The organism is Flavobacterium hercynium, assembly GCF_002217285.1.
In the GTDB taxonomy this organism is placed as follows: Bacteria; Bacteroidota; Bacteroidia; order Flavobacteriales; family Flavobacteriaceae; genus Flavobacterium; species Flavobacterium hercynium.
The window spans coordinates 43474-65140 of the sequence record NZ_MUGW01000009.1 but is presented as its reverse complement, the minus strand read 5'-3'; the positions used below and the strand labels follow the sequence as shown (position 1 = coordinate 65140).

Below are 21667 nucleotides of genomic sequence, written 5' to 3'. Positions count from 1 at the left end.
GATTTTTTGCCTACTTTACAAATTGTTTCTCTTTATCGGAGAAACTTTTAGATTGCAAAACAAAGTTTTTTAGATATTCTTTTAAAGCAGCATTTTGTTCACCATAATGTGCGGTAATAAACTGTCTGTCTTCTTTAATATTTTTTTTGTATCCGGTAATTCCAGGTACATTTTCCTGAATACTCAATCGAATCATTCTGATTTCGATGTTGTTAGGTTCTTTTTTTACAGTCGATTCCAATAATTGTGCACCTTCCTTAAAACGTGCCATTTTATTTTTCAATTTGTCTTCGAATTTAGAATCCAATAAAATAGAAGCGGCTTTGTAGGCTACTAAAATGTTTTCGTCTACAGCAGATACACCCGCTAGTTTATCTAAAAATTCTTTGGCATTAGCCTCTGATTTAGAGACATCAGCATACATTTTTCTTATGGCAGACAATTCCGGCGCAGCAAGAAAATTAATCCAAACAAATATTGACAGTAGTAATTTCATAATTATATTTTTTTATACGCATTGCTCAATTTTAGCGCAACGGTATCGTTAAAATAAGTGGTGTTTTTCACCTTAATCAAATCATCTTCTGTGGTTGTTATGTCAAGTTCTAAACGCAATTCCGGTGAAACTTCAGGATTTATAAGTGCCATGAATTTTACATTCGCAAGCGTCTGAATCATCAAAGTGCTTTCTGTAATTTTTTCAGTTAGTTCTTTGATAATCTGAATCATGCAAACTCCCGGCATAATTGGGTTTCCTGGAAAATGACCTTTAAAAACCTCGTGATTCGCATTAACTAATATACGAATATTATATTTAGCATCTCCTGTTTTTTCCTCTGAGAGAATTGTATAAAAATTTTTTAACACCATAATGTTTATTTTTTACTGAAAGTGTATGCAATTCCAAATTGGTAAACTAAATTATTTCGGCCTGAACCGCTGTAATCATTTTGATTAATTAAAGCACCGACTACACCTTTTTTTACTCTAGTTTCAAATGCAATATTTTTATTTAAACTATACCCTAATCCTCCAACAATTCCCAAATCAACATCAGCATCTTTAGTATAACGCTTTTTATATTTTTCAGGACTAACCTTAATATTGTCAGTAATTAGAATATCTAAAAAAGGTCCCACCAATACATAAAATTTTTCATTAAAATGAAATTTGTTTATAGTAAGTGATGAGATATATTGTAAAGAAACATTTACATTTCCCATACGTTGCACTATAAAATCAGGATTAATCAGAGATGGATCACTTAAAGGGCGGTCTACAGGATAATTGTAATCGTCTGTTTCCATTACAACGTTTCCTTTTCCTCCCTGTCTTGAATAAGTTATCTCAGGTTGCAAAGTGTAAAACTTTGAAAATTTTATGGCTCCAAAAGCTCCAATATAAAAATCTGCCTTAGCATTTAATTCTGAATTTGTTAAGGTTGCTATATTTAATCCGGCATTAATTCCTGGTTTAAAAGTTACTTGTGCTTGTAGATTTGTTATTGCTAACAGGGCAATTATGATAACAATTGCAAAATTCTTTTTTTTCATTATTTTAATTTAAAAGTATAATTAATCCCAAGCTGAATTACTCTGTTCAAAATAATTTCATTAGAATCATAATTATAATCAAGACCTTCGTATCCGTAAATATCAACTAATCCTTGCTTAAATCGGGCTTCAAATGTAATCCCATTTGGCAATGAATACCCTAAACCCCCTGTAACACTCAAATCAGCTGCTGCGGTTTTATATTCGTAATTAGGAAAATTATCATCTATTCTGATATCCAAAGATGGTCCGGCCAAAATATGAAATCCTTTTCCGTTAAAATGATATTTAACAACAGCACCAACAGCCAGATAATTTATGTTGTAATCTACTCTTCTTGGTATATTAGATTGCGGAGCATAATCCCGAACTTCTGCACCTTGTCTACTATAAATTAATTCAGGTTGAAGCGTTAGTGTTTGATTAAATTTTATGGCAATAAATCCACCGGCATAGAAATCTGTTTTTTGTTTTCCGGATTCAAAATTTTCCAGATCTGAAATGTTTATACCACCTTTAAGTCCCGGACTCACCGTAACCTGTGCTTGTAATTTTGCAACACCAATAAAAAGGACTAATGCAAGTAAGCTTAATTTTTTCATCTTATGATTAGTTTAATTTTATGGTTAGTTTAAATTTCTATTCAGATTTGAAATAATTTAACTCAATCTTTAATTTAATGTTCTGATGGACGATCGTGATTTTCTCGGCAAAAATATTGTTTTCTGAACTAAATGTCAGTGTAAATTTTTCTTTTGTTGCCGATGAATGAACTACTTTTTGCAATTTTTGATTCTTTTTAGAAATAAAAAGATAATTGGCTCGATTACCGTCTGCTGCTTTGTAAATATTATCTGATTCGCTTTCAAATTGTTCCTGAATCAGATATTCTTTTTTTAAGAGCAATCGAAAATCATCCCGTAACGTATTGATCAGTATTTTTCGGTCTAACTCAGATACGATCGAATTGACTTTGAAGCTGTTATCAGAAATTTCAAAATCTAATAATTTGTTGCCAAATTCAGTTGTAAAAACAACACGGTGAACTGTGTCATTTATTTTTTTAGCAATAAAAATACCGCTCAGTTCGTTTCCGTAAACTGAAATATTGGTTTTATAAACATAATCGGTGTTGGAATCAGAGAAGTAAGGAACTTCGTAAGACGTTTTGTCTAATTTTTTTGGCGTATAATTCTTTGTGACAGAGCCACAAGAAATTAAAGCAATCGCCAAAAAGCAATTAATTAGTAAATACTGAATCGTCGATTTTTGCATTGATTACTTTATTTTTAAGAACAATTCGGGTATAATCTTCAGATGATTCTAATAATTTTACCTGAACCACAGTGGCTTCTTCTTTATCAAAAGTCAGTTCTATTTGTTTGATGTATTTTTTAAGAGCAGCATCTTTAGGAATGAATTTGGCAATGTTTTGTCCTTTTGATTTAAAGTACGAAATGGCAAATTCTTTATCATCAAACATATTTCCGCTTACGCTTCCGATGATTAATTTGTTAATACGCCCAAATATTTTGCTGTTTCCAATATCAACTGCACTTTTCTTTCCTTCATCATTAATTAAGATTTTTCCATTCTTAAAAACAATGCTGTAGTTGTATGGTTTTTTGTATTGCCATTGCAGTAAAGCAGGTTCTTTAAAAATCATCTTACCGGAGGTTTCAATGTCTTTAGCTAAAAAATCTAAATGTTTGTATTGAATAAAATCAGTACTTAAAGTTTTGATTTTTTTCGCCGTTACATTTACCTCTTGTTTAAAATTGCTAATTTCAGCATCAGTCATTTTTTGCTCCTGCGCGAATAAATTCCCTGAAATAAATAGGATTAGTAATGCTATGTTAGTTTTCATATTTTTTTAAAATTGTGCTTGAAAATATTTGAAACAGATTTTGGTTTAATTGAATTAGGATTTAAAAAAATCCGTTTTTATCCGTGGTTTCGCTTTAGCGAATCCGCTTTATCCGCGTAAAATATCATAAGCTTTAATATTCAAAAGTTCTTCAGTCGAAACAACAGTATAATTATTTTCTTGTAAAAATTGCAAAAACTGTTCCAGTACCAAAACTGAGTGTGATGCTGTATCATGCAAAAGTACAATTCCACCGGGAGAAACACGTTTTATAATTCGGTTGAAAATTAAATTTTGATTTTTCGTACCACCATCCAAAGACCGAATATTCCAGCCAATCACTTTATGACCTGTTTTCTTCAAGGCTCTTCTGATCGAAGGTGTCGTAACACCATAAGGCGGACGGAAAAAATTTATTTTTTTTGATGTATATTTTTCTAACAGTAAATCTGTTTTCTCAATTTCTTCTCTAATTTTTTTAGCATTATAAAAATCAAAAAACGTAGAATGACTGTACGAATGATTACCTACTAAATGTCCTTCGGTAATAATTTGTTTTAGGATTTCGGGATGCGTTTCTATATTTTTTCCGATGCAAAAAAAAGTTGCTTTTACATTGTATTTTTTTAGTAACGCTAAAACGTCTAAAGTAAAAATGCCAGGTCCGTCGTCAAAAGTTAAGGCAATTTTTTTCTCTGTTTCTAAAGGATTATTGCAGAAAGCTTTTACATGATAGTTAGAAGAAATTAGTGCAGAACCAACAGCATTAATGCCTAACCAGATTAAAACAATTACTGCAAACCATACCCAGTGTATTGCGATATTCAGCTTCAGAAGAAGCAACAAAAGCAATAAAAGGATAAAGAATAACGAAATGTTTTTATGCGTTATCATTTTGAGATCAAAGTAAAACTATGATTTTTTCCGTTTAGTTGATTGTATAATAAAATCGTTTTGTAAGCGGGTTTTTCAATTGAATTTGCTTTTACAATTTCCGGAATTTCCTGCGTTTTAATGATTTTGGCTGCCATCCATAAAGCAAAAGCAGAAGCAGTATCGTACTCACCACTCAAATGCTTGTAATACAATTGTGGAGTTGCTGCAAAAGCTTTTTCGGAAATAGTTTTATAGTAAATATCAGAATCTGCGTTTCCGTTAAAGCCTAAAACCAAAGCGTCAATGTCTGAAACTTGTAAATTATTAGTACTTAGAAACGCTGCAATTTCATCTTCGATTTCTGATATATCGAGTGTGTTTTTAATGGCAACATCCAGAACTTCGGCATACGTAGTTTCTTTTTTGTCCTTTTCTAAAACAAAAAAAGCACCACCTTCACCATAAATTGCTCCCGATGAGGTTGAGTTTAATATATCCGCTGGAAGATTGCTTTCGTCTTTTACGCGTCCGGCTAATTTAAAAAGCGAGATTGTATAATCACCCGTTTCGTCGATTCCACCCACTAAAATAGAATTGGCGTCATTTTCTTCTATTTGCATCTTAGCATCTAAAAGTGCCGACTCAAATGAAACAGCTCCGTTTACATACGTAAAGTTATAACCTTTGCATTGTAAGTTTAAAGCAATTTGAGCACCAACAGTATTGTGTGTCGATTGAATAAATGATGTTGGAGTCAAAAACTCTTCGTTATTATCAAGAATATTTTTCAGGAATTTTTCAGAGTCTTCAATGCAACCTAAACCGGTTCCGGTGATAATAGCATCTACATTTTCAACTTTTGCATCGCGTAATGCTAAAGCCGAAGCTACGATTCCGTTTTTTACACCTTTTGCCATTCTTCTGCTGGCAGCAGGAGAAATATAATCTTTATAAACCGGCGGTATAATGGTAAGCACGGTTTTGTTATTGTCGTAAATTGCTTCTTCTAAAAAAACGGTATCAAATGTTTTTTGAGTCGAAATACAGCCTACTCCATTTATATATGTTTTGTTCATAAGAAGATGATATGGATTGATTTAAGGAATATAACAGCGTCATTTTTCGTTTAGAATTTAGGCGCTTTCATTTTATTATTTTGAAAATATAAGGGTAGAACAATTTCCTCCAAAACCAAAGGAATTAGACAAAACGTGTTCGATGTTTTTATTTTTTAAAGCGGTTTGTGGCTGCAGTTCAAATTCTTCCATTTGATTTTCGAAATTCAGATTTGGATAAACCACATTATTTTGAATTGCCAATACACTGTAAACAGCTTCAATCGCTGCTGCTGCTGCCAAAGTGTGTCCTGTAAATGGTTTAGTCGAGCTGAAATCAGGTACTTTTTCATCCTGATAAATTCGTAATAAAGCCCTTCCTTCTGATAAATCGTTGTTTGGAGTTGCCGTTCCGTGTACATTGATGTAATCAATTTGAGAAGGCTTTAAACCCGAAACTTCGAAGGCTTTTTTCATAGCCAGATAAGCACCATCACCGTTTTCTGAAGAAGCCGTTTGATGAAAAGCATCATTGGCATTTCCATAACCGGAAACGCGAGCGAGTACTTTTTTATTTTGTTTTTCGACAATTTCATCCGATTCTAAAACCAGATAGGCAGCTGCTTCACCAAGGTTTAGTCCTTTTCGTTCATTGTCAAAAGGTTTGTTGAAATCATCAGAAAGAATCATCAACGTTTTGAATCCGTTAATCGTAAACTTTGCCAAACCATCAGCTCCACCTACAATGACGCGATCCAGTTTTCCGGTTTTAATTAAACGAGCACCCAGCATAATAGAGTTTGCCGCGGAAGAGCAAGCTGTACTTATTGTGGTAACCATTCCTTTTAGACTAAGTTGATCTGCAATTTTTTCAGCAACATCGCCACCATCATGGCAGGCAATATATTTTACCAATTCAGGATGTTTAAAATAGTCGTAGTAATGCTTTTCAGTCATATCCATTCCGCCTACGCTGGTAGCCGAGATAAGTCCCGTTCTAAATTCGTTTATAGAAGTTATTCCGGCATTTTCAACAGCTTGTTTCGCCGCAATAGTCCCAATCATCGCCGTTCTGGAAAAGTTATTATCATCGTTAAGATTCAATTCGGCAACCAATTCTTCATTGGTTTTATCGATTTCACCTACCTTAATAACATCCGCATGAATGGTCGAAATATTTTTGATGCGGGAAATGCCAATTTTATTTTCGATTAACGAAATATAATTTTCTTCGACTGAATTTCCAATCGAAGAGATAATACCCATTCCCGTAATTGCAACACCTTTTGCCATTTTAGATTTTAGATTTTAGGATTTTAGATTTTAAAAGTATTCTTGATATTCGCAAAATTGTGAAAATCATTTTAAATCAGATTTTGAATATTTCTGTCTGAAATCTAAAATCTGAAGTCTAAAATCTAAAATTTATTTAGTTCTGTTAGCGCTAATGTATGCCGCCATAGATTCGATAGATTGAAAAATAGTTTTTCCTTCTTTTGGATCTACTAATTTGATTCCGTAATCCTTATCTAAAATTACAATTAATTCAAGTGCATCAATGGAGTCTAAACCTAAACCGTCTCCAAACAAAGGATCATTATCAGCAATGTCTTCGATAGTGATATCTTCAAGGTTTAAAGTTGTAATGATTTTATTTTTTAATTCTTGTTTTAATGCTTCCATGATTATTTATTATATAATGTATTGATATTTTCGTTTTTGTATTTTGTGTTTTCTTCTTTACTGATTGTGCAAAGAAACGCTTTATAACTGTCATTAAAAAATTCTACCCAACCACAAAGAACCACATCTGCTTTATTTGTGTTTAACAGAATGTTCGAATAGTTAGACAAAAATTCAGTATTGAAAGCATCAAATATAAAGAAAGTATTTTCACTTTTCAGCTGATGACGAATACTTATTTCACCCAAACATATATTTGGTAAGGTGTAAACGAAAACAGCGGGACTCGGAAAGTAGTTGTCTTTGTCAGAAATAGACTCCTGATATTTTACATCGGTATCCAGACTGGATGACTTATTGGCTAAAACCAAAGCGATATTATTTTCCTGATCTGCCGAAACCAAAGGACTTAAAAGCAACTCTGATCCGAGAAAAGCCAGCTTACTCAAAGCATCCATTTTAAAAAACTTTGGATACTGAATTTCAAAATGACGATACGCCTGTTTAGAGAAATCAGCAAAATCAGTAGGTTCAATTTTGAATATAGAATCTCCGTTCAAAACAATTTCGTTGTTTTGAATCGTGATGTAAGATTGTATGTATGTTTTTTGAGTCATTGTTTTAATTTAACACTAATTCCACAAATTAGCACGAATTGATTTCGGGTCTTTAAGAAATAGAGTTAAAATATAAATTTTGATAATTTCATTTTTCTTAAAAATTTGAACTTTCAAGATTTCCTTGCAAGTTGGATTTTTTTCATTTGAACTGTTCGGAATTTCCGAATAGTTCAAATTATAAACTAAAAATTAAAGCAGCTTAATTCGTGAAAATTAGTGCAATTCGTGTTTTACTTTTTCAAATACAACAGCCGTATTACAACCTCCGAATCCAGAAGCTGTTTTCAGGAAATATTTAATTTTTGCCTCTTCATTTTTGTGAATAACATTTATAGTTTCGCTTACGCCGATTTCGTCAAAACCTTTTGATTCAAAAAGCATATTCTGATTGACAGACTCTATAGCAATGACAGTTTCCAGTAATCCTGAAGCACCTAATGTATGACCATAAAAACCTTTGAGACTGTTTATGGGAGCTTTTTGTAAATCTAATCGGTTTAAGGCAATGGCTTCCATCTCATCGTTAAATGGTGTTGCCGTTCCGTGTGCTGATATGTAATCTATTTGAGATGCATTTATTTGCGCTTCCTGCAATGCATTTTGTATACTTCTAAACAAACCTTCACCGGTTCTTGATGGACCCGAAATGTGGTTGGCATCGTTTATAGAACTATCTCCAATGACTTTAATTTTTGCTTTCTCTCCTTCAGCAGAAACTAAAACTGCTGCTGTCGCTTCTCCCAAACTTACACCGGTTCTGTTTTTAGAATACGGTTTACAAGGGGAATCGCTCATGGCCTGAAAGGCATTGAAACCAGATAAAACAAACTCTGAAACTTCATCGCCGGCAACTATAAAAATGTTATCATACAATTCAGACTGAATCATTCTTTTAGCAACTGAAACGGCTAGAATTCCGGAAACACAAGCATTCGAAACCACGATAGGTTGTGTTTTGAATTGAAAGAAATCAGCAACATTTTGAGCTAAAACATCTAAATGTGCATTATTGAAATTCTCTTCCGAATCAACTTTTAATGCCGTAACATTTCCTTTAGTGGTAGAAAGTATAAAAGCTGTTTTTGAGTTTAAGGCTACTTTAGAATTTTTGATAATAGGTTCTAAAGCCAGAATCATCAATTTTTCTAAGCGTGAATATTTTGTACTGCTGATTTTTTCAAATGCAGCATTTATTTTTTCGTTACTAATAATCGAAGCATAAAAAGGGACAGGCATTAAAGAAGCGTCTTCGTGCCTTTGAATACCGGAATCACCATGAACAATAGCACTAATGTTCGATGGAACATCAAATCCTAAAGGTGTGATACAATTGGTTTCGGTAATATATACTTCTCTTATCATTTTATCATTTTTTTTCGCATATATCTATTTAAGTCTTTGGAAAACGAATGTTTTAATTAATCGTTTTTTTAATACTTTGTTTTAGATATTGTTAAATTCCTTTATCTTCATAAAGTATTTTTCTAGATTGTTCTTCGTATTTTTTTTTCAAGGCTTTCAGGTCATTTTTATATTGTTCACCTAGTGCTGTTGGAATGAATAAATTTACTTCGTCAAGCGTCACTTGCCCAACTTGTAGTTTATTTAAAATTTTTATAAACCCATTAAATGTATTTTGCAAGTGATTAACAAAAAAATTAGAAGTTTCGTTACTCAAAGACTCATTTAATAAAATACTTCGTTTTTCAATAAAAATAAAGGCCTCTTTTAATGGAGTTGAATCAAATTCTATATGAATTATTCTATTTCTTTGAGCTTGCTTGTATTGATCAGGCAAATCGTGACGGATATAATATTCAGTTTCAATAATTTTTTCCCATACTTCTTGTAGCGTTTTTAATAAAGTATCATAACGCTCTTTTCTTATTGCTACTAATGTCTTTTGAAACTCTTCGATTCTATTAAAACGATTATCAATACGTTTTTGAATAAAATATGTTGCAATACCAACAACAAATGCTGAAGTCAATAAATTAGATAATATGTCTACGTTTATCATATTTTTTTAAGTTTTGTATAATTGATTCACGAAACGTGTTCTATTTTATTAATCCAACTTTTCGTTTCCATGTTTCATAGAAAGGAGGATTAGTCAACATCAGATTTCCGTCGCCATCTAAAAAGACCTGAACAGTTTCGCCTGTACAAGCGACATCGCCTTTTGCATCTATAATTTTAAAACGATAAATCATTTTGGCAGCCGGTGTGTCGATAACAGTTGTTTCAATGGTTACAACATCGCCGTAACGCAAAGACAATTTATGTTCGCAAGTCGATTTTACGATTGGAGTTGTATATCCGGTTTCGGCAATATCCAAATAAGTAAGTCCGTGCTGACGTCCAAATGCTTCTCTGCCATCCTCAAAGTAGGTAATATAATTGCCATGCCAAACGATTCCTAACGGATCAGTTTCATTAAAACGAATTCTGATTTCGTGAGAGACGGTTAAGGCTGTGGCTTCGTTATACTGTTCTTTTCTTTTTGTCATAAAATAATGCGATGGATGTTGTGATAATAAAGAACAAAAATAACAAACTTATTTTTGGAATGATTTCGAGAAAAGAAACGTTACGCAATAAAACGTCGTAAAAGGCTTCCAGACCCCAATTCATTGGTGATGATTTGGCCACGATCTGCATGATTTTAGGCATAGCAAAAACAGGAACCCAAACACCTCCAACGGCAGCCAGAATAATGACACTTGTAGCCCCAAACGGAGCAGATTGTTCTTGTGTACTGGCTACAGTTCCCAGTAAAATTCCGAAACCAATGGCTGCAAAACCAGAGAACAGCGCGACAACACTCATTAAAAACAAATGTCCTTCGATATTTAGGGAAGGCAAACCAATATGTGGAAACAAGAAGATTGCTACCGCAACCATCATATAAAACTGAATCATGCAAATGATCGAGTAGGTAATGGTCTTTCCGATAATTACAACCACATTTGAAACAGGATTTGTGAGTAATCGAACAAATGTTCCTTGTGATTTTTCTTTAACAATATTAATAGACAACGGAATTACAATAAAAAATATTGCAAAAAGCGTCCATGCCGGAACGTTGTGCTGTACAGAATTCGGGCGTATTTCTTTGTTGTTTATAGTCGGAATAATTTCTTTGAAAGTAATAAAACTCTTTTGTTCAAATGCTACATCGCCTTCACCAAGCTGACTTTGAAAAGTGGTGTAGATTGATTTTGTTTCGATTTGTGAAATCATCTTATCAATCGAACTCATTACGGCATTTTTAAAGCTCATTTGCACTGCAGGATCAAAATACAATTTAACCTCTTTTTCTTTAATTACTTTAGTTGCTTTTGGCTGTGCAGCAGTATCTGTTTCTGTAAGACCCATTTTGCTCACAATGTTTTCGACATTCTGATCTATTTTGGTTTGAAGATCGATACTTAAGTTTTGCGGAATGATAATAGCCAATTGAAATTTTCCTTTGTAAACGGCTTCTTTCGCCATTTCTTCTGTAATGGGTTTGTGGTCTAATTGCGTGACAACAGTAAACAAATTACTTTTTTCAAGATTATCAAAAACAGTTTTAGATACAGAACCTTTGTCGTAGTCTACTAATAAAATTTCAATTTTGTTATCACTGATTGTTTTAAACGTGCTGTCCTGAATTAGTGTTACTGTGATGACAAGTACTAACGGCATTATAAACAGAATAATCAAACCGCCTAAATCACGTTTAAGCAGCAGAAATTCTTTAACAACGGACATCCATATTTTATAGCTCATCTCTAAAGTCTTTACCGGTTAATGAAATAAAAACTTCTTCAAGATTGCGTGCTTCTTTAGTCGAATCAATTAGATTGGAAGGTGTTCCCTGTGCAAAGATTTTCCCTCGGTCTAAAATAGCGATGTTGGTGCAAAAATCTTCGGCTTCAGCCAAATGATGAGAGGTGTATATAATGGTAGTTCCGTTTTGATTTAACGCTTTTAAATAATCTATGATAGCATTTTTAGACTGCACATCAACTCCAACCGTTGGTTCATCCAGGAATAAAACTTTAGGATTGTGCAAAATCCCGGCAATTAGATTTATTCTTCGTTTCATACCTCCGGAAAAAGTATCGATACGTTTGTCTGCAAATTTTAATAAACCTAAAAGATTTAAAGCTTCAATTACTTTCTCTTTTAAATCATTGCTTTTCAGTCCGTACATGCTTCCAAAATAATGTAAATTCTCTCGGGCTGTCAGCGTAGGATAGAGGGCATATTCTTGGGGAACTACTCCAATGATTTTTTTTATTTTTAAAGCATCATTTGTGTAGTTCAGATCATCAATAGTAAAATGACCTGATGTTGGTTTTATCAATCCGCAAAGCATGGAAATCAAGGTTGTTTTTCCGGCACCATTTGGACCTAATAATCCAAAAATTTCACCTGCATTTATTTCCAGCGAAACATTGTTCAAAGAATACTGATCTGCATTTTTGTACTTTTTCGAAAGGGATTCTATTTTTATAATGGATTGCAAAATATTTTTAACTTATGGCTTTTTTTAGTTTTTTGAAAAAGATTTCTTCTCTGTTGGCAATGCTCAAAAGTTCATCGGCAATAGCGTTGTAAGCATCTTCTTTGGCGCTTCTGTTCTTATAGATTCGGGATGCTTCGACAGCAAAATCACGCCATGAATCACCAATTTGAGTCATTTCTTTCGAAAGCTCTTTTAGCTCGTCATTGTTTAAAATTGTTGCTGCTTCTTGTAAAAAAGCGGCATAAATAAAACGAAAACCTCCGCCTCCCGTTCCAATTTCTTCCTGCATACGAACCATTTGTGCCAGATAATGATTGGCTTTTTTAGTTCCGTGTTTTACAGGCCATTTTCGAATTTGTTTCGATACGAATTTAATACCGCGAACACCAATAATAGGCATTGGAGCCAACATATCGCGACAAGTGTTTTTTATTCCTTTAATGATAGCGCTTTTGAGATCAACATTCGATGGAATCTGAATCGGGTAGTACATTTGTCCCCTTGGAGCAAAAGCGCCTTTAGCAAAGCGTACTTTGTCTAATTCTTCATGCGTTAGTGTGGTAACGGTTTCCATTACAGGATCACTCACTAAATAATCAGTTTCTGTTTTTCCGTAAACAACCAGATTATGCGCATTAAAATGAAAGCGGTATTCATCCGGGAAATAACTCAAATGATACACACCAACTTGTAATCCGGTTGGAATATTGTTTTTTAAATTTTCGTCCAGCGCTTTGTTTGCATTTACTGCTGAAGAAAATTTTTGTCTTTTTATTTTTAAATTTAATCGGCTTGCCAGCTTATTAAAAATTTGACCAGGTAAAGTTCTGTAGCTGATTGCGGGTGCGTGATTTACTTTTATGAAGGGTAAATACACGAAAAATAATCCGGATCCAATACCAAAAACCATTGGTTCGCTAATGTTAAGTCCGTTGTTTTTTAACAAATTAGACGCCACGCCATTTTCACAATGGGCAGATTGATGATGTGTGAAATTAGTTTGCATTAATCTGTTTTAATATTTTTTAATTCAGCAACCGAAATATCAAAAGTTTCGGCATATTTTTTTAGAATAGAATCGCTTAATTTAGCAAAAACGGCTGGTTTGAAGTGCCTTTTTACGCGCCATTTCCACATTCCGACATAACTGGAAAGTATCGTAAGATCCATTTTGTTTACTTCCATATAATAGCAAATCGGACTCACTTCGCCTTTTTCCACCTGCATTTTTGCTTCTGCAATTCTTTCATTTATTTCTTCGATCGAGTTAGAAAGTGCGATCGTTTTGGGCTCCCATCCAGTACTTAATGAAGTGGTGTAATTTCCGTTTTCATCCGTTGCGTATAAAAGTTCTTTAACGTTATTCTTCGTTAAATTACTTTTGTCTTGTGGTACATGTTCTTTTTCCATCGCCTGTTTTTTTCAGATAAAAGTAAATATAGTTAATTTTTAATCTGCATTACCTTGTTTAATAAAGGAGCTAAACCGCTTTCAGTTTTTACATCGTTGTTCCAAAAACTCAAACAACAACTTACATAATTTTCTCTTACTTTGCTTGCAACATAATAAATTGTTAGCGTTTTTCCTCCAGATACTCCTGCAAGTAATGATTTTACCCCTGTAAAATCATAAATAATTCTTTTTGCTTTAGTCTCAGTTCCTTCAAATAATATATCAACATCTTCTTCGTTAATTATTTTTCCTCCTTTTTGATATTTTGTAGAAGTGAATTGATTCTGAATTGATTGTTGCGCGCTTTCTATTGTCTTATGAATTGACCAATTCATTTCACCATTATATGGGCATTGAATTGTATTTACATTTGTCCAATAACAACTATTACTAAGAATAATTGCTCTTCCTGCAAAATCAATACTATCAATGGTAATTGATTCGAAAACTTCCTGAGGAATTTCTTTATTTAAAATTCTATTAATGTACTTTCGCTCAAAAACTTCGTCATTTTTGTTATAAAAGCCAAACCAAAAAATTGTTATTGTTTTGTTTTTGTCTTCAACGAAATAAAAAGAATTTATCGCATTAAGATTTTCAGTTAGCTTTACAGATTTTGTTATGTGAAAATTATTAAAATTTAAACTATCATCTTTGATTTTTAGATCTTCTTCTTTAATAGAAAATTTTCTGTACAGTTTTTTTAGACTTTTTTCTGAGAAATCGTAACTAAATGTTTCACTTGAAAAATCAACACCATCGACATTATAATAAGTTTTAGTTTTAGAATTTATTGCTTTTAATCTTTTTGTAAACCCGTCATTATTTTGACAATAAGTAACAATTGATAAAAGAAATAGTATTATTGATGTTATTTTTTTCATTGAAATTATTATCTAACCGAAATAGTCTGTTGTATAAACAAGTTAATTTCGCATTCTAAAAGTGTTCTGTCTTCGAGTACGCTTTCGCAACTCATGGTACATAAAGTATAATCGTCTCCTATAAATTTTGAAATCAGTCTGGCTTTCGTAATAATTGTATTTCCAACTTTAGGTAGTTCGTGTATTTTTAAGTTTTTTATAGCGCTTATAAAACCAATAACATGTACGTTTTCGTTTTCTGTTCCGTCTTCAGAGAAAAAGTATTTTTTGCCTACAATCGAAGAACAGGTTTGTGCTGTATTTTCAATAAGGCCTGCTTCGATAAAAGTTCCGTTATCTATAAAAACATTGTCTTCTTGTATCAAAAAAATAGTTTCTACATAATTGGCATCTATATCCAAAATTAAATCGACCATAAGCATTGGTGCTCGGTGCGGCAGATAGTTTTGTATGTCAACTCCGGATTTCATTCTTATATTATTTAGCTAAAACGGTTTTCATTTGTCCTTTAGCAATTTCTTCGTTATTAAGTGTTGTTACGATATCAACCAATGTGATTCCTGCAAATTCCTGTAAAATAGTTACTGTTGACTGAATACTATCACCAATTTTTGGTAATTGTTTAATTTCAATTTCTTTTATAGAACCAATATATCCTGTTGGTGCTACTTCATTTCTTAAAAAAAAATCATATCCGGTATGCAATGCTACAGACTGTGCCATATGTTCGATTAAGCCGGCTTCCAGAAAAGTATCCTGATCAAAAAATATATTATCGTTTGTTATTTTTAAACCGGAAACTAATGACGTTTCGGTAAACGAATACATACTGTCGACCATTACAAACGGAAACTTTTGCGGCAATAGATTTTCAACTGCTTCTTTTTCTAAAACTAACGCGCTACTCATTAATAAACGGTTAGATAAGCATAAGCAAATGAGAATCTTCCACTTTCAGGAACTGATAAAAGAATACGATCACCCTTTCTTAGATTTCCTGAATTCATCAATTCTTCTACAGCCAGATAAATAGAGGCAGAGCCAACATTTCCCACTCTAGAAAGATTCATAAACCATTTTTCATCCGCCATTCCGATTCCTTTTTCTTCCAGACCTTTTTTCAGACCTTCTACAAAAAAGTTTGAAGATACGTGCGGAATAAAATAATCTACCTGATCTGCTGTAATATTATTTTTGATCATGGCCTCTTTCATACTTTCAGCTCCTTTAGAAAGAATGAATTCGTCCAGTAATTTTACATCTTGTTTAATAGCAAAAACCGATTCGTTTAATAATTGTTCCGGTTCGTAATCGCTCCAAGGTTTAATTTCGCCATTTTCTAACTTATCTCCTCCTGCATACATGCAAGTCTCTAATTCGAAAGCGTATGAAAAGGCTTCCATCCATTCTATTTTTAGCGAAATAGCGCCTTTAGGTTCATTCTCTAATAAAAATGCTCCGGCACCATCAGAAAGCATCCACCTTAAAAAGTCTTTTTTGAAAGCAATAATAGGCTGTTCTTCAAGGCTTTTTAGGTTGTTAACTTCTTGACTGTATTTTTGAGCAATAAGCCAGGACGAAACTTTTTCTGATCCTGTACAAATTGCATTTTTTGAATTTCCTGATCGTACAGAAAGAAAACCGAATTTTAGAGAATTCATTCCTGCACAACAAACACCGGTTGATGAATTTAATTCTACCGATTTGTTTTTTAATAAACCATGAACCATCGCTGCATGCGAAGGCAAGAAAATGTCAGGCGTTGAGGTTCCACATGAAAGTACATCTAAATCCTGAGGCGTAAAATTTTCATCAAACAATTGCATAACTGCATTTTGAGTCAATTCTGCATTATTATGTGTGCTTTTTCCTGTTTTGTCTACGGCGTAGTAACGGCTTGTAATTTTATTATTGCGCAAAATAATACGTCTTGCTTTTGAAGCGGTATCGTTTATAAGACCTAAATAATTTTCCATTTCATCATTAGAAACAGCTTCATTTGGCAAATATTTTGCAGCTCGGGTAATATATACTTCAAACATAATCTAATTTCCTATTCTAAACTCCTTGATAATATTGAGTTTCTTTTTTTATGGTTTTTAACTTAAGGGGATACGTAAAAAGGTGCAATATATACACTATTGGTGAGATTAACCATATCGCAAGGAATAAATAAACATAAAAGACTTTAAGCAGCTTTTTTCTGTTTTTTTGATTTTTATAAATCAGATTTGACCATTTATTAAAAATTTTATTCGCTGTTTTGTCAACGGTAATCAGGTATGAACTAATTTTTACTGCACCCGCTGCCAGTAATTTTGGTTGTAAATTTTCGAGATTATGCTGTTTGAATTCAGAAAGTATTATGGTTCCAAACTTATCTGATTCCTGAATATCTTTTTCAGAAACTCCAGGAAGTGGGAAAATGCCTAAGTATTTTTTCTTTACTCCGGAGAACATCCATTCCACAATTGTTATAACACTTATCAAATTTCCTACGCGATCTACCAAAGCTACATTTCCAACTAACTGAGCGTTTGCTTCTTTTAGTAAAACTTTGATTTTTTCCTGTGCCATGATCCACATATTACGTGAACCACTTACCGTTACAACCGGAGTGTTGTTTAGTATCTTTTTTCCCTCGTCACTTTTTAGAAATGAGTTTATAGGAATAGAAGGCGATAAATACCAAACCTGATAATGAAATAATATCAAATCATATTTTGTATTCAAAATTTCTTCAGGAACAGGTTTTAAAGCTGTTGGAATTTGAAGAAACGATTCCGGAAAAGCGTCAAAGAAAGCATCTTTATTCCACGGAAACGGAAATGGTTGCTCTAGTTGTATTTTATGAAAACTTACTTTTATTTCTTCTGAATTGAGGAAAGGTTTAGCAATGTTTTGCGCAATAGATTCAAGTTGACCTGATTGGGAATAATGAATGACAAGAACATTTTTCATGTACGTTAGGGCTTAATTGATTCGCAAAAATAACTTTTTTTTTCAAATGAACTTACGGATTTTATCAGTTCGTTTGGTATGCACCCAGTCGGGCCACGTAGATGCTTCTTCAGCATCGTAAATGCGTATTTTTTGGTTAGGATCTTCTATCAGTAAATCATCTGATGAACAGTTTAGAATAGAGGCAGCTGCAGCAATTCCGGAATAGGTAGCACCGCTTACGCCATGAGATAAGGTACAGGAACCGCAAAGGTGTAAATTTTCGATTTCTGATTTATTTTTAAACGAAAAAGGGCCTACCTGGTTTAAGGTTTTTTCAGTACCGTAAACATTTCCATTGGTCGATTTGATATAAAACTGATTTGTTTTTGGCGTTCCTAATTCTGCCTGAACAATATGATTTTTGGCATTTGGAATAACAGTTTCAAGCGTGTTCATGAATTTGTTGATTACCTTTTCTTTAAACAAAGCATATTCAGGACTATGATAATCGTCTGTTTCAGAGAAAGCCGGAATATGATCGTAATTTACGTAGGTAACAATTTCAAAATTATGATAGCGCCCATTAAAACTCGGAGGATCTTTGAGTGTGGTACAACTCATAAAGGCACTTGGAAATAAGTCCCCTGATGTTATGGTGTCGCTCATTAGCTCTTCAAAGTTGGCATCTGCGTTTTCGTCTTTCATGAGCCAGAAATTACCGGAATCAATTCCGTATAGCGTTACATCCATATCTAAAGTTAAAAACAAGATCAGCGAGGTAACCGAATATTTTGTTTTTAGCAGTTTTTTATAAAGTGCATTGCTGAGGTATTCTTTGCCAACCAGTTTTAAGTATGTCGTATTTGGATCAGCGTTTGAGATTATGTTTTTAGCAAAAATCTGATGTCCATTTTCGAGCTGAACGCCAATTGCTTTTTTGTTTTCGATGATGATCTTTGCAACATTTTGCTTTACGCGAACTTCTCCGCCATGTTTTTTTATTCCGTTTGTCATGGCTTTTACGATGGCGCCACCACCGCCCATAGGATAATAACCACCATTGAAATAATGTCCCATTACAGAACAATGTACCGGAAAGCAGGCACGATTTGGCGAAAGCCCGTGATCACCACACTGAATATTAAGAACGGCTGTTAGCAACGGATCTTTGATATGCCAGCCAATAACTTTCTTTAACGGAAATAAAGCAAATTTTCCGAAATGTTTGGTCCGAAACGGAACGGTTATTTTCTGCCAAAGTCCTTTTAGTTTTGGGATAAGCTGTAATTCGGTATTGACTTTTTGTACAAGGGAAAGGTATTCGTGAATGTTTTTCTGTTCGTGAGGAAATTGTTCGGATAAAGTATTTTTAAGATTTTCGACTCCCGCTGGCAAATCAAAACGGTCATTGCCAATAATGCAATGTTCAAAGGCATTTTTGTTCATTCTAAAGAAAACAAGATCATTTGCAACTCCGAGTCCGCGATACAATTCATCGGTCGATTCTCCTTTGTCTAATAGTCCTACATAGTGAACACCCGGGCTAAAACGCTGTCCGTTGAGGGTAAAACTATGACTCCAGCCTCCGGGTACATAATGTTGTTCGAGAACCAAAACTTTTTGCCCCGCTCTCGCCAGACAAATTGCTGTTGCTAAACCGCCAACACCAGAACCTATAATAACTGAATCGAATTCTTCCATACTTTGTTTTGTGCTTACTAAAGTATGAAAAGAAAGTTTAGTTTGTTTTAATTAAGGTTATTGTTTAGTTATTATTCCAAAAATCGAAATAATTGAACCATTGTAGTGGATATTTTTTAAGAATACTTTCTACGCTGCTCACATATTCTTTAAGTAATGCTTTTTCGTCGCGATGTTTTACAGTTGCTTCGCGGGCGTATAAATGATAATGTAAGTTGGGTTCTTTCATTACATATACAAAAACAACAGGTACTTTTAATCGGGAAGCAATTAAGAAAGGACCGGCAGGGAAATTAGCTTCTTTGCCCAATATGTTTTCTGAAAGTGATTTTGTACCTTCAAAATAACGATCACCGGTAAAACAAACCAATTCGTTGTTCGTTAACGCAGCATTGATTTCGAAAATATGCGACAAATCTTCTTTAATGATGATAAACTTTACAGTCGGTTTTTGAGCAAGGCTTTCGAGATAGTTTTTAATAGCAGAATGCTCCAGATCTGTAGTGACCAGATTGATGCTGAAATCAATATTAATATCGCCTAAAAAATGTTCTGCAATTTCAAAGTTGCCAATATGTGCGCTTATCAAAACGCCTCCTTTTTTTGCTGCTAAAAGATTTTTGAGTACCTCAATTCCATCAAACTCGTAAGTGAATTTGTTTCGCATTCCTGCTGAAATGGAGACTTTATCAATAATGGTTTGTCCAAAAGTGTAATAACTTTTGAATACCATTTTTTTTGCTTTGAAATGAGGATATTGCAGTCTTTCTTTAAAATAATAAAAAATAGCCCTATTACTTTTCTTTAGGAACAAAAAGTAATAAGAAGCTACAAAATAAAGTAAAACATAAGCAGCCTTTATACCCGCTTTTTGTATCAAAAATACGAATATTCTATAACCTAAAACAGTGCCTTTTGATTTGCCATCCCATTGACTCATTAAGCAGTTTTAGCTTTTAATTTGGTTTCGATAAGGTCATAGAAATTTTGGAAAGTAACAATTCCGACAAAATCAACTTCAACTAGTTTTACGCCAAAATTTGCTTCAATAGAAACCACTAAGTCAACATAATCTAAGCTGTCAAGTCCAAGTGTATCTTTTAAATTAGCATCTGGTTCAATGTCGTCATTGTCTACTTCAAATTCATCAACCAAAAAACCATTAATTTTTTTTATAATCTCTTCTTTATTCATCGCTTAATTTAAACTTTTTAACCACCAACGCAGAGTTGGTTCCTCCGAACCCGAAAGAATTGGACAAAAATATGTCAAATTTTTTGTTTAAAGTAGTTTTGACCAAATTTAATTTAGATGCATCTTCATCCGGATTTTCTAAATTAATGTTTGGAGCGATAAAATCATGCTGCATCATAAGGATAGAGTAAATGATTTCGCTGGCTCCCGCCATCCAGCACTCATGTCCTGTCATTGATTTTGTAGAACTAACCGGTGGATTTTTTTCTCCAAAAACTTCAAAAATTGCTTTGGCTTCGTTGCCATCACCAACAGGAGTTGATGTTGCGTGGGCATTGATGTAGCCAATATCTGACGCTTTTAATTTTGCATCGTCGAGTGCACGTTGCATGGCTGTCGCAGGACCTTCAACATTTGGTGTCGAGATGTGTCCTCCGTTTGACGAAAATCCATAACCGGATACTTCGGCAATTATAGTGGCACCTCTTGCAATGGCAGATTCGTAGCTTTCTAAAATCAGGGTTGCACCACCACCACTCGGGATTAATCCGTCGCGATCTGAATCGAAGGGACGTGATGCTTTTTCAGGGTCATTTTCGCGCGATGAAAACACACCTAAACCATCAAAACTGCTCATCGCATATTTGTTGATTTCCTGAGCTCCACCAGTAATAATGATGTCCTGAAAACCGCTTTTTATTAAAAAGTAAGCCAATCCTATAGAATGCGAACCACTTGCGCAGGCTGCACTGATCGTAAGATTGATACCACGCAGTTTAAAAATCGTCGAAAGATTCATTGTTACCGTAGAGTTCATTGATTTGAAGATGGCTCCAGAACCAATTAACGCAGTGTCTTTTTTCTCACGCACAATATCTGTAGCATCAATAATAGCTTTAGAAACGCTGTCATTTCCATACATTATACCTACTTCACGATCATCAAAAAACGCCTCATCGATGTTGGCATTTTTCAAGGCTTCGATGGTGGCCATGTAAGCATATTCGGTTTCTTCACCAATACTCATACGCTGTCTGCGTGTCAGTAAATTTTTCAAATCTGCTTTCGGAACCATTCCGGTTAAGGCAGATTGAAAACCAAATTCTTTTCTTTCAGCATCAAACTTAATACCGGATTTTCCGTTGTATAAAGAATCTTTTACTTCTTCTAAAGAAGTTCCGATGCAGGAATAAATTCCCATTCCAGTAATTACAACTCTCTTATTCATCTTCTTTGCAAGTAATTTTTTTAGTCCTTAAAGTGTAATTTTTTGCATAGTAACAAAGCAACAAAGTTTTTTATCCTATTGCTTTAGTTTTTTAA

27 protein-coding genes are annotated in these 21667 nt (G+C 33.7%); all 27 read right to left on the bottom strand.

Going from position 1 to position 21667, the window contains the following annotated elements; translation table 11 throughout:
* Positions 1 to 10: 10 nt before the first annotated feature.
* On the bottom strand, positions 11 to 496 hold the full coding sequence (locus tag B0A66_RS04905; protein WP_089048743.1) for a hypothetical protein: 486 nt from the start codon (positions 494 to 496) through the stop codon (positions 11 to 13).
* Between the two features lie 2 nt (positions 497 to 498).
* Positions 499 to 870, bottom strand: a complete 372-nt coding sequence (locus B0A66_RS04900; protein WP_089048742.1) for a hotdog family protein — start codon at positions 868 to 870, stop codon at positions 499 to 501.
* A 5-nt stretch (positions 871 to 875) separates the two neighbouring features.
* On the bottom strand, positions 876 to 1553 hold the full coding sequence (locus B0A66_RS04895) for an outer membrane beta-barrel protein (protein WP_089048741.1): 678 nt from the start codon (positions 1551 to 1553) through the stop codon (positions 876 to 878).
* Complete coding sequence (locus tag B0A66_RS04890) at positions 1553 to 2155, bottom strand: porin family protein (RefSeq protein WP_089048740.1); 603 nt, start codon at positions 2153 to 2155, stop codon at positions 1553 to 1555. Before B0A66_RS04890 ends, B0A66_RS04895 begins: the two co-directional genes overlap by 1 nt.
* Before the next feature lie 37 nt (positions 2156 to 2192).
* Entirely contained in the window at positions 2193 to 2828 is a 636-nt protein-coding gene (locus tag B0A66_RS04885; protein WP_089048739.1) for a hypothetical protein, read from the bottom strand.
* Positions 2794 to 3420: an outer membrane lipoprotein carrier protein LolA gene (locus tag B0A66_RS04880; protein ID WP_089048738.1), complete on the bottom strand. Its 627-nt coding sequence runs from the start codon at positions 3418 to 3420 to the stop codon at positions 2794 to 2796. Before B0A66_RS04880 ends, B0A66_RS04885 begins: the two co-directional genes overlap by 35 nt.
* A gap of 108 nt (positions 3421 to 3528) precedes the next feature.
* Complete coding sequence (locus B0A66_RS04875; protein ID WP_089048737.1) at positions 3529 to 4314, bottom strand: polysaccharide deacetylase family protein; 786 nt, start codon at positions 4312 to 4314, stop codon at positions 3529 to 3531.
* Positions 4311 to 5372 carry a beta-ketoacyl synthase N-terminal-like domain-containing protein gene (locus tag B0A66_RS04870; RefSeq protein ID WP_089048736.1) on the bottom strand — a complete coding sequence of 354 codons (1062 nt, stop codon included), beginning with the start codon at positions 5370 to 5372 and terminating at the stop codon, positions 4311 to 4313. Before B0A66_RS04870 ends, B0A66_RS04875 begins: the two co-directional genes overlap by 4 nt.
* Before the next feature lie 75 nt (positions 5373 to 5447).
* Positions 5448 to 6644, bottom strand: coding sequence for a beta-ketoacyl-[acyl-carrier-protein] synthase family protein (locus tag B0A66_RS04865; protein ID WP_089048735.1), 1197 nt, complete (start codon positions 6642 to 6644; stop codon positions 5448 to 5450).
* Between the two features lie 132 nt (positions 6645 to 6776).
* Positions 6777 to 7034, bottom strand: a complete 258-nt coding sequence (locus tag B0A66_RS04860) for a phosphopantetheine-binding protein (RefSeq protein ID WP_089048734.1) — start codon at positions 7032 to 7034, stop codon at positions 6777 to 6779.
* A gap of 2 nt (positions 7035 to 7036) precedes the next feature.
* Complete coding sequence (locus B0A66_RS04855) at positions 7037 to 7651, bottom strand: beta-ketoacyl-[acyl-carrier-protein] synthase family protein (protein WP_089048733.1); 615 nt, start codon at positions 7649 to 7651, stop codon at positions 7037 to 7039.
* Between the two features lie 216 nt (positions 7652 to 7867).
* On the bottom strand, positions 7868 to 9016 hold the full coding sequence (locus B0A66_RS04850; RefSeq protein ID WP_089048732.1) for a beta-ketoacyl-[acyl-carrier-protein] synthase family protein: 1149 nt from the start codon (positions 9014 to 9016) through the stop codon (positions 7868 to 7870).
* 91 nt (positions 9017 to 9107) lie between these two features.
* Positions 9108 to 9674 (bottom strand): hypothetical protein, encoded by a 567-nt coding sequence (locus B0A66_RS04845; RefSeq protein ID WP_089048731.1) that lies wholly within the window; start codon positions 9672 to 9674, stop codon positions 9108 to 9110.
* A gap of 40 nt (positions 9675 to 9714) precedes the next feature.
* The gene (locus B0A66_RS04840) at positions 9715 to 10164 is read right to left on the bottom strand and encodes an acyl-CoA thioesterase (protein WP_089048730.1); all 450 of its coding nucleotides are present in this window, start codon (positions 10162 to 10164) and stop codon (positions 9715 to 9717) included.
* Positions 10139 to 11428, bottom strand: coding sequence for an ABC transporter permease (locus tag B0A66_RS04835; protein ID WP_165766583.1), 1290 nt, complete (start codon positions 11426 to 11428; stop codon positions 10139 to 10141). Before B0A66_RS04835 ends, B0A66_RS04840 begins: the two co-directional genes overlap by 26 nt.
* Positions 11418 to 12170 carry an ABC transporter ATP-binding protein gene (locus B0A66_RS04830; RefSeq protein ID WP_089048729.1) on the bottom strand — a complete coding sequence of 251 codons (753 nt, stop codon included), beginning with the start codon at positions 12168 to 12170 and terminating at the stop codon, positions 11418 to 11420. The genes B0A66_RS04835 and B0A66_RS04830 overlap by 11 nt, the downstream gene beginning before the upstream one ends.
* A 7-nt stretch (positions 12171 to 12177) precedes the next feature.
* A complete protein-coding gene (locus B0A66_RS04825) occupies positions 12178 to 13176 on the bottom strand; it encodes a BtrH N-terminal domain-containing protein (protein WP_089048728.1) in 999 nt (332 codons plus the stop codon).
* Positions 13176 to 13580 (bottom strand): hypothetical protein, encoded by a 405-nt coding sequence (locus B0A66_RS04820; RefSeq protein WP_089048727.1) that lies wholly within the window; start codon positions 13578 to 13580, stop codon positions 13176 to 13178. The genes B0A66_RS04825 and B0A66_RS04820 overlap by 1 nt, the downstream gene beginning before the upstream one ends.
* 32 nt (positions 13581 to 13612) lie before the next feature.
* Positions 13613 to 14506, bottom strand: a complete 894-nt coding sequence (locus B0A66_RS04815; protein WP_089048726.1) for a hypothetical protein — start codon at positions 14504 to 14506, stop codon at positions 13613 to 13615.
* Between the two features lie 8 nt (positions 14507 to 14514).
* Positions 14515 to 14976: an ABC transporter permease gene (locus tag B0A66_RS04810; protein ID WP_089048725.1), complete on the bottom strand. Its 462-nt coding sequence runs from the start codon at positions 14974 to 14976 to the stop codon at positions 14515 to 14517.
* 7 nt (positions 14977 to 14983) lie between these two features.
* A complete protein-coding gene (locus B0A66_RS04805; protein ID WP_089048724.1) occupies positions 14984 to 15415 on the bottom strand; it encodes a hypothetical protein in 432 nt (143 codons plus the stop codon).
* Positions 15415 to 16548, bottom strand: a complete 1134-nt coding sequence (locus tag B0A66_RS04800; protein ID WP_089048723.1) for a beta-ketoacyl-ACP synthase III — start codon at positions 16546 to 16548, stop codon at positions 15415 to 15417. The genes B0A66_RS04805 and B0A66_RS04800 overlap by 1 nt, the downstream gene beginning before the upstream one ends.
* Positions 16549 to 16564: 16 nt before the next feature.
* On the bottom strand, positions 16565 to 17467 hold the full coding sequence (locus B0A66_RS04795; RefSeq protein WP_089048722.1) for an NADPH-dependent FMN reductase family protein: 903 nt from the start codon (positions 17465 to 17467) through the stop codon (positions 16565 to 16567).
* Between the two features lie 42 nt (positions 17468 to 17509).
* The gene (locus tag B0A66_RS04790; RefSeq protein WP_089048721.1) at positions 17510 to 19150 is read right to left on the bottom strand and encodes a phytoene desaturase family protein; all 1641 of its coding nucleotides are present in this window, start codon (positions 19148 to 19150) and stop codon (positions 17510 to 17512) included.
* A gap of 64 nt (positions 19151 to 19214) precedes the next feature.
* A complete protein-coding gene (locus B0A66_RS04785) occupies positions 19215 to 20090 on the bottom strand; it encodes an LpxL/LpxP family acyltransferase (protein WP_089048720.1) in 876 nt (291 codons plus the stop codon).
* Entirely contained in the window at positions 20090 to 20344 is a 255-nt protein-coding gene (locus B0A66_RS04780) for an acyl carrier protein (RefSeq protein ID WP_089048719.1), read from the bottom strand. The genes B0A66_RS04785 and B0A66_RS04780 overlap by 1 nt, the downstream gene beginning before the upstream one ends.
* Positions 20337 to 21572: a beta-ketoacyl-[acyl-carrier-protein] synthase family protein gene (locus B0A66_RS04775; RefSeq protein WP_089048718.1), complete on the bottom strand. Its 1236-nt coding sequence runs from the start codon at positions 21570 to 21572 to the stop codon at positions 20337 to 20339. The genes B0A66_RS04780 and B0A66_RS04775 overlap by 8 nt, the downstream gene beginning before the upstream one ends.
* Positions 21573 to 21667: the final 95 nt, after the last annotated feature.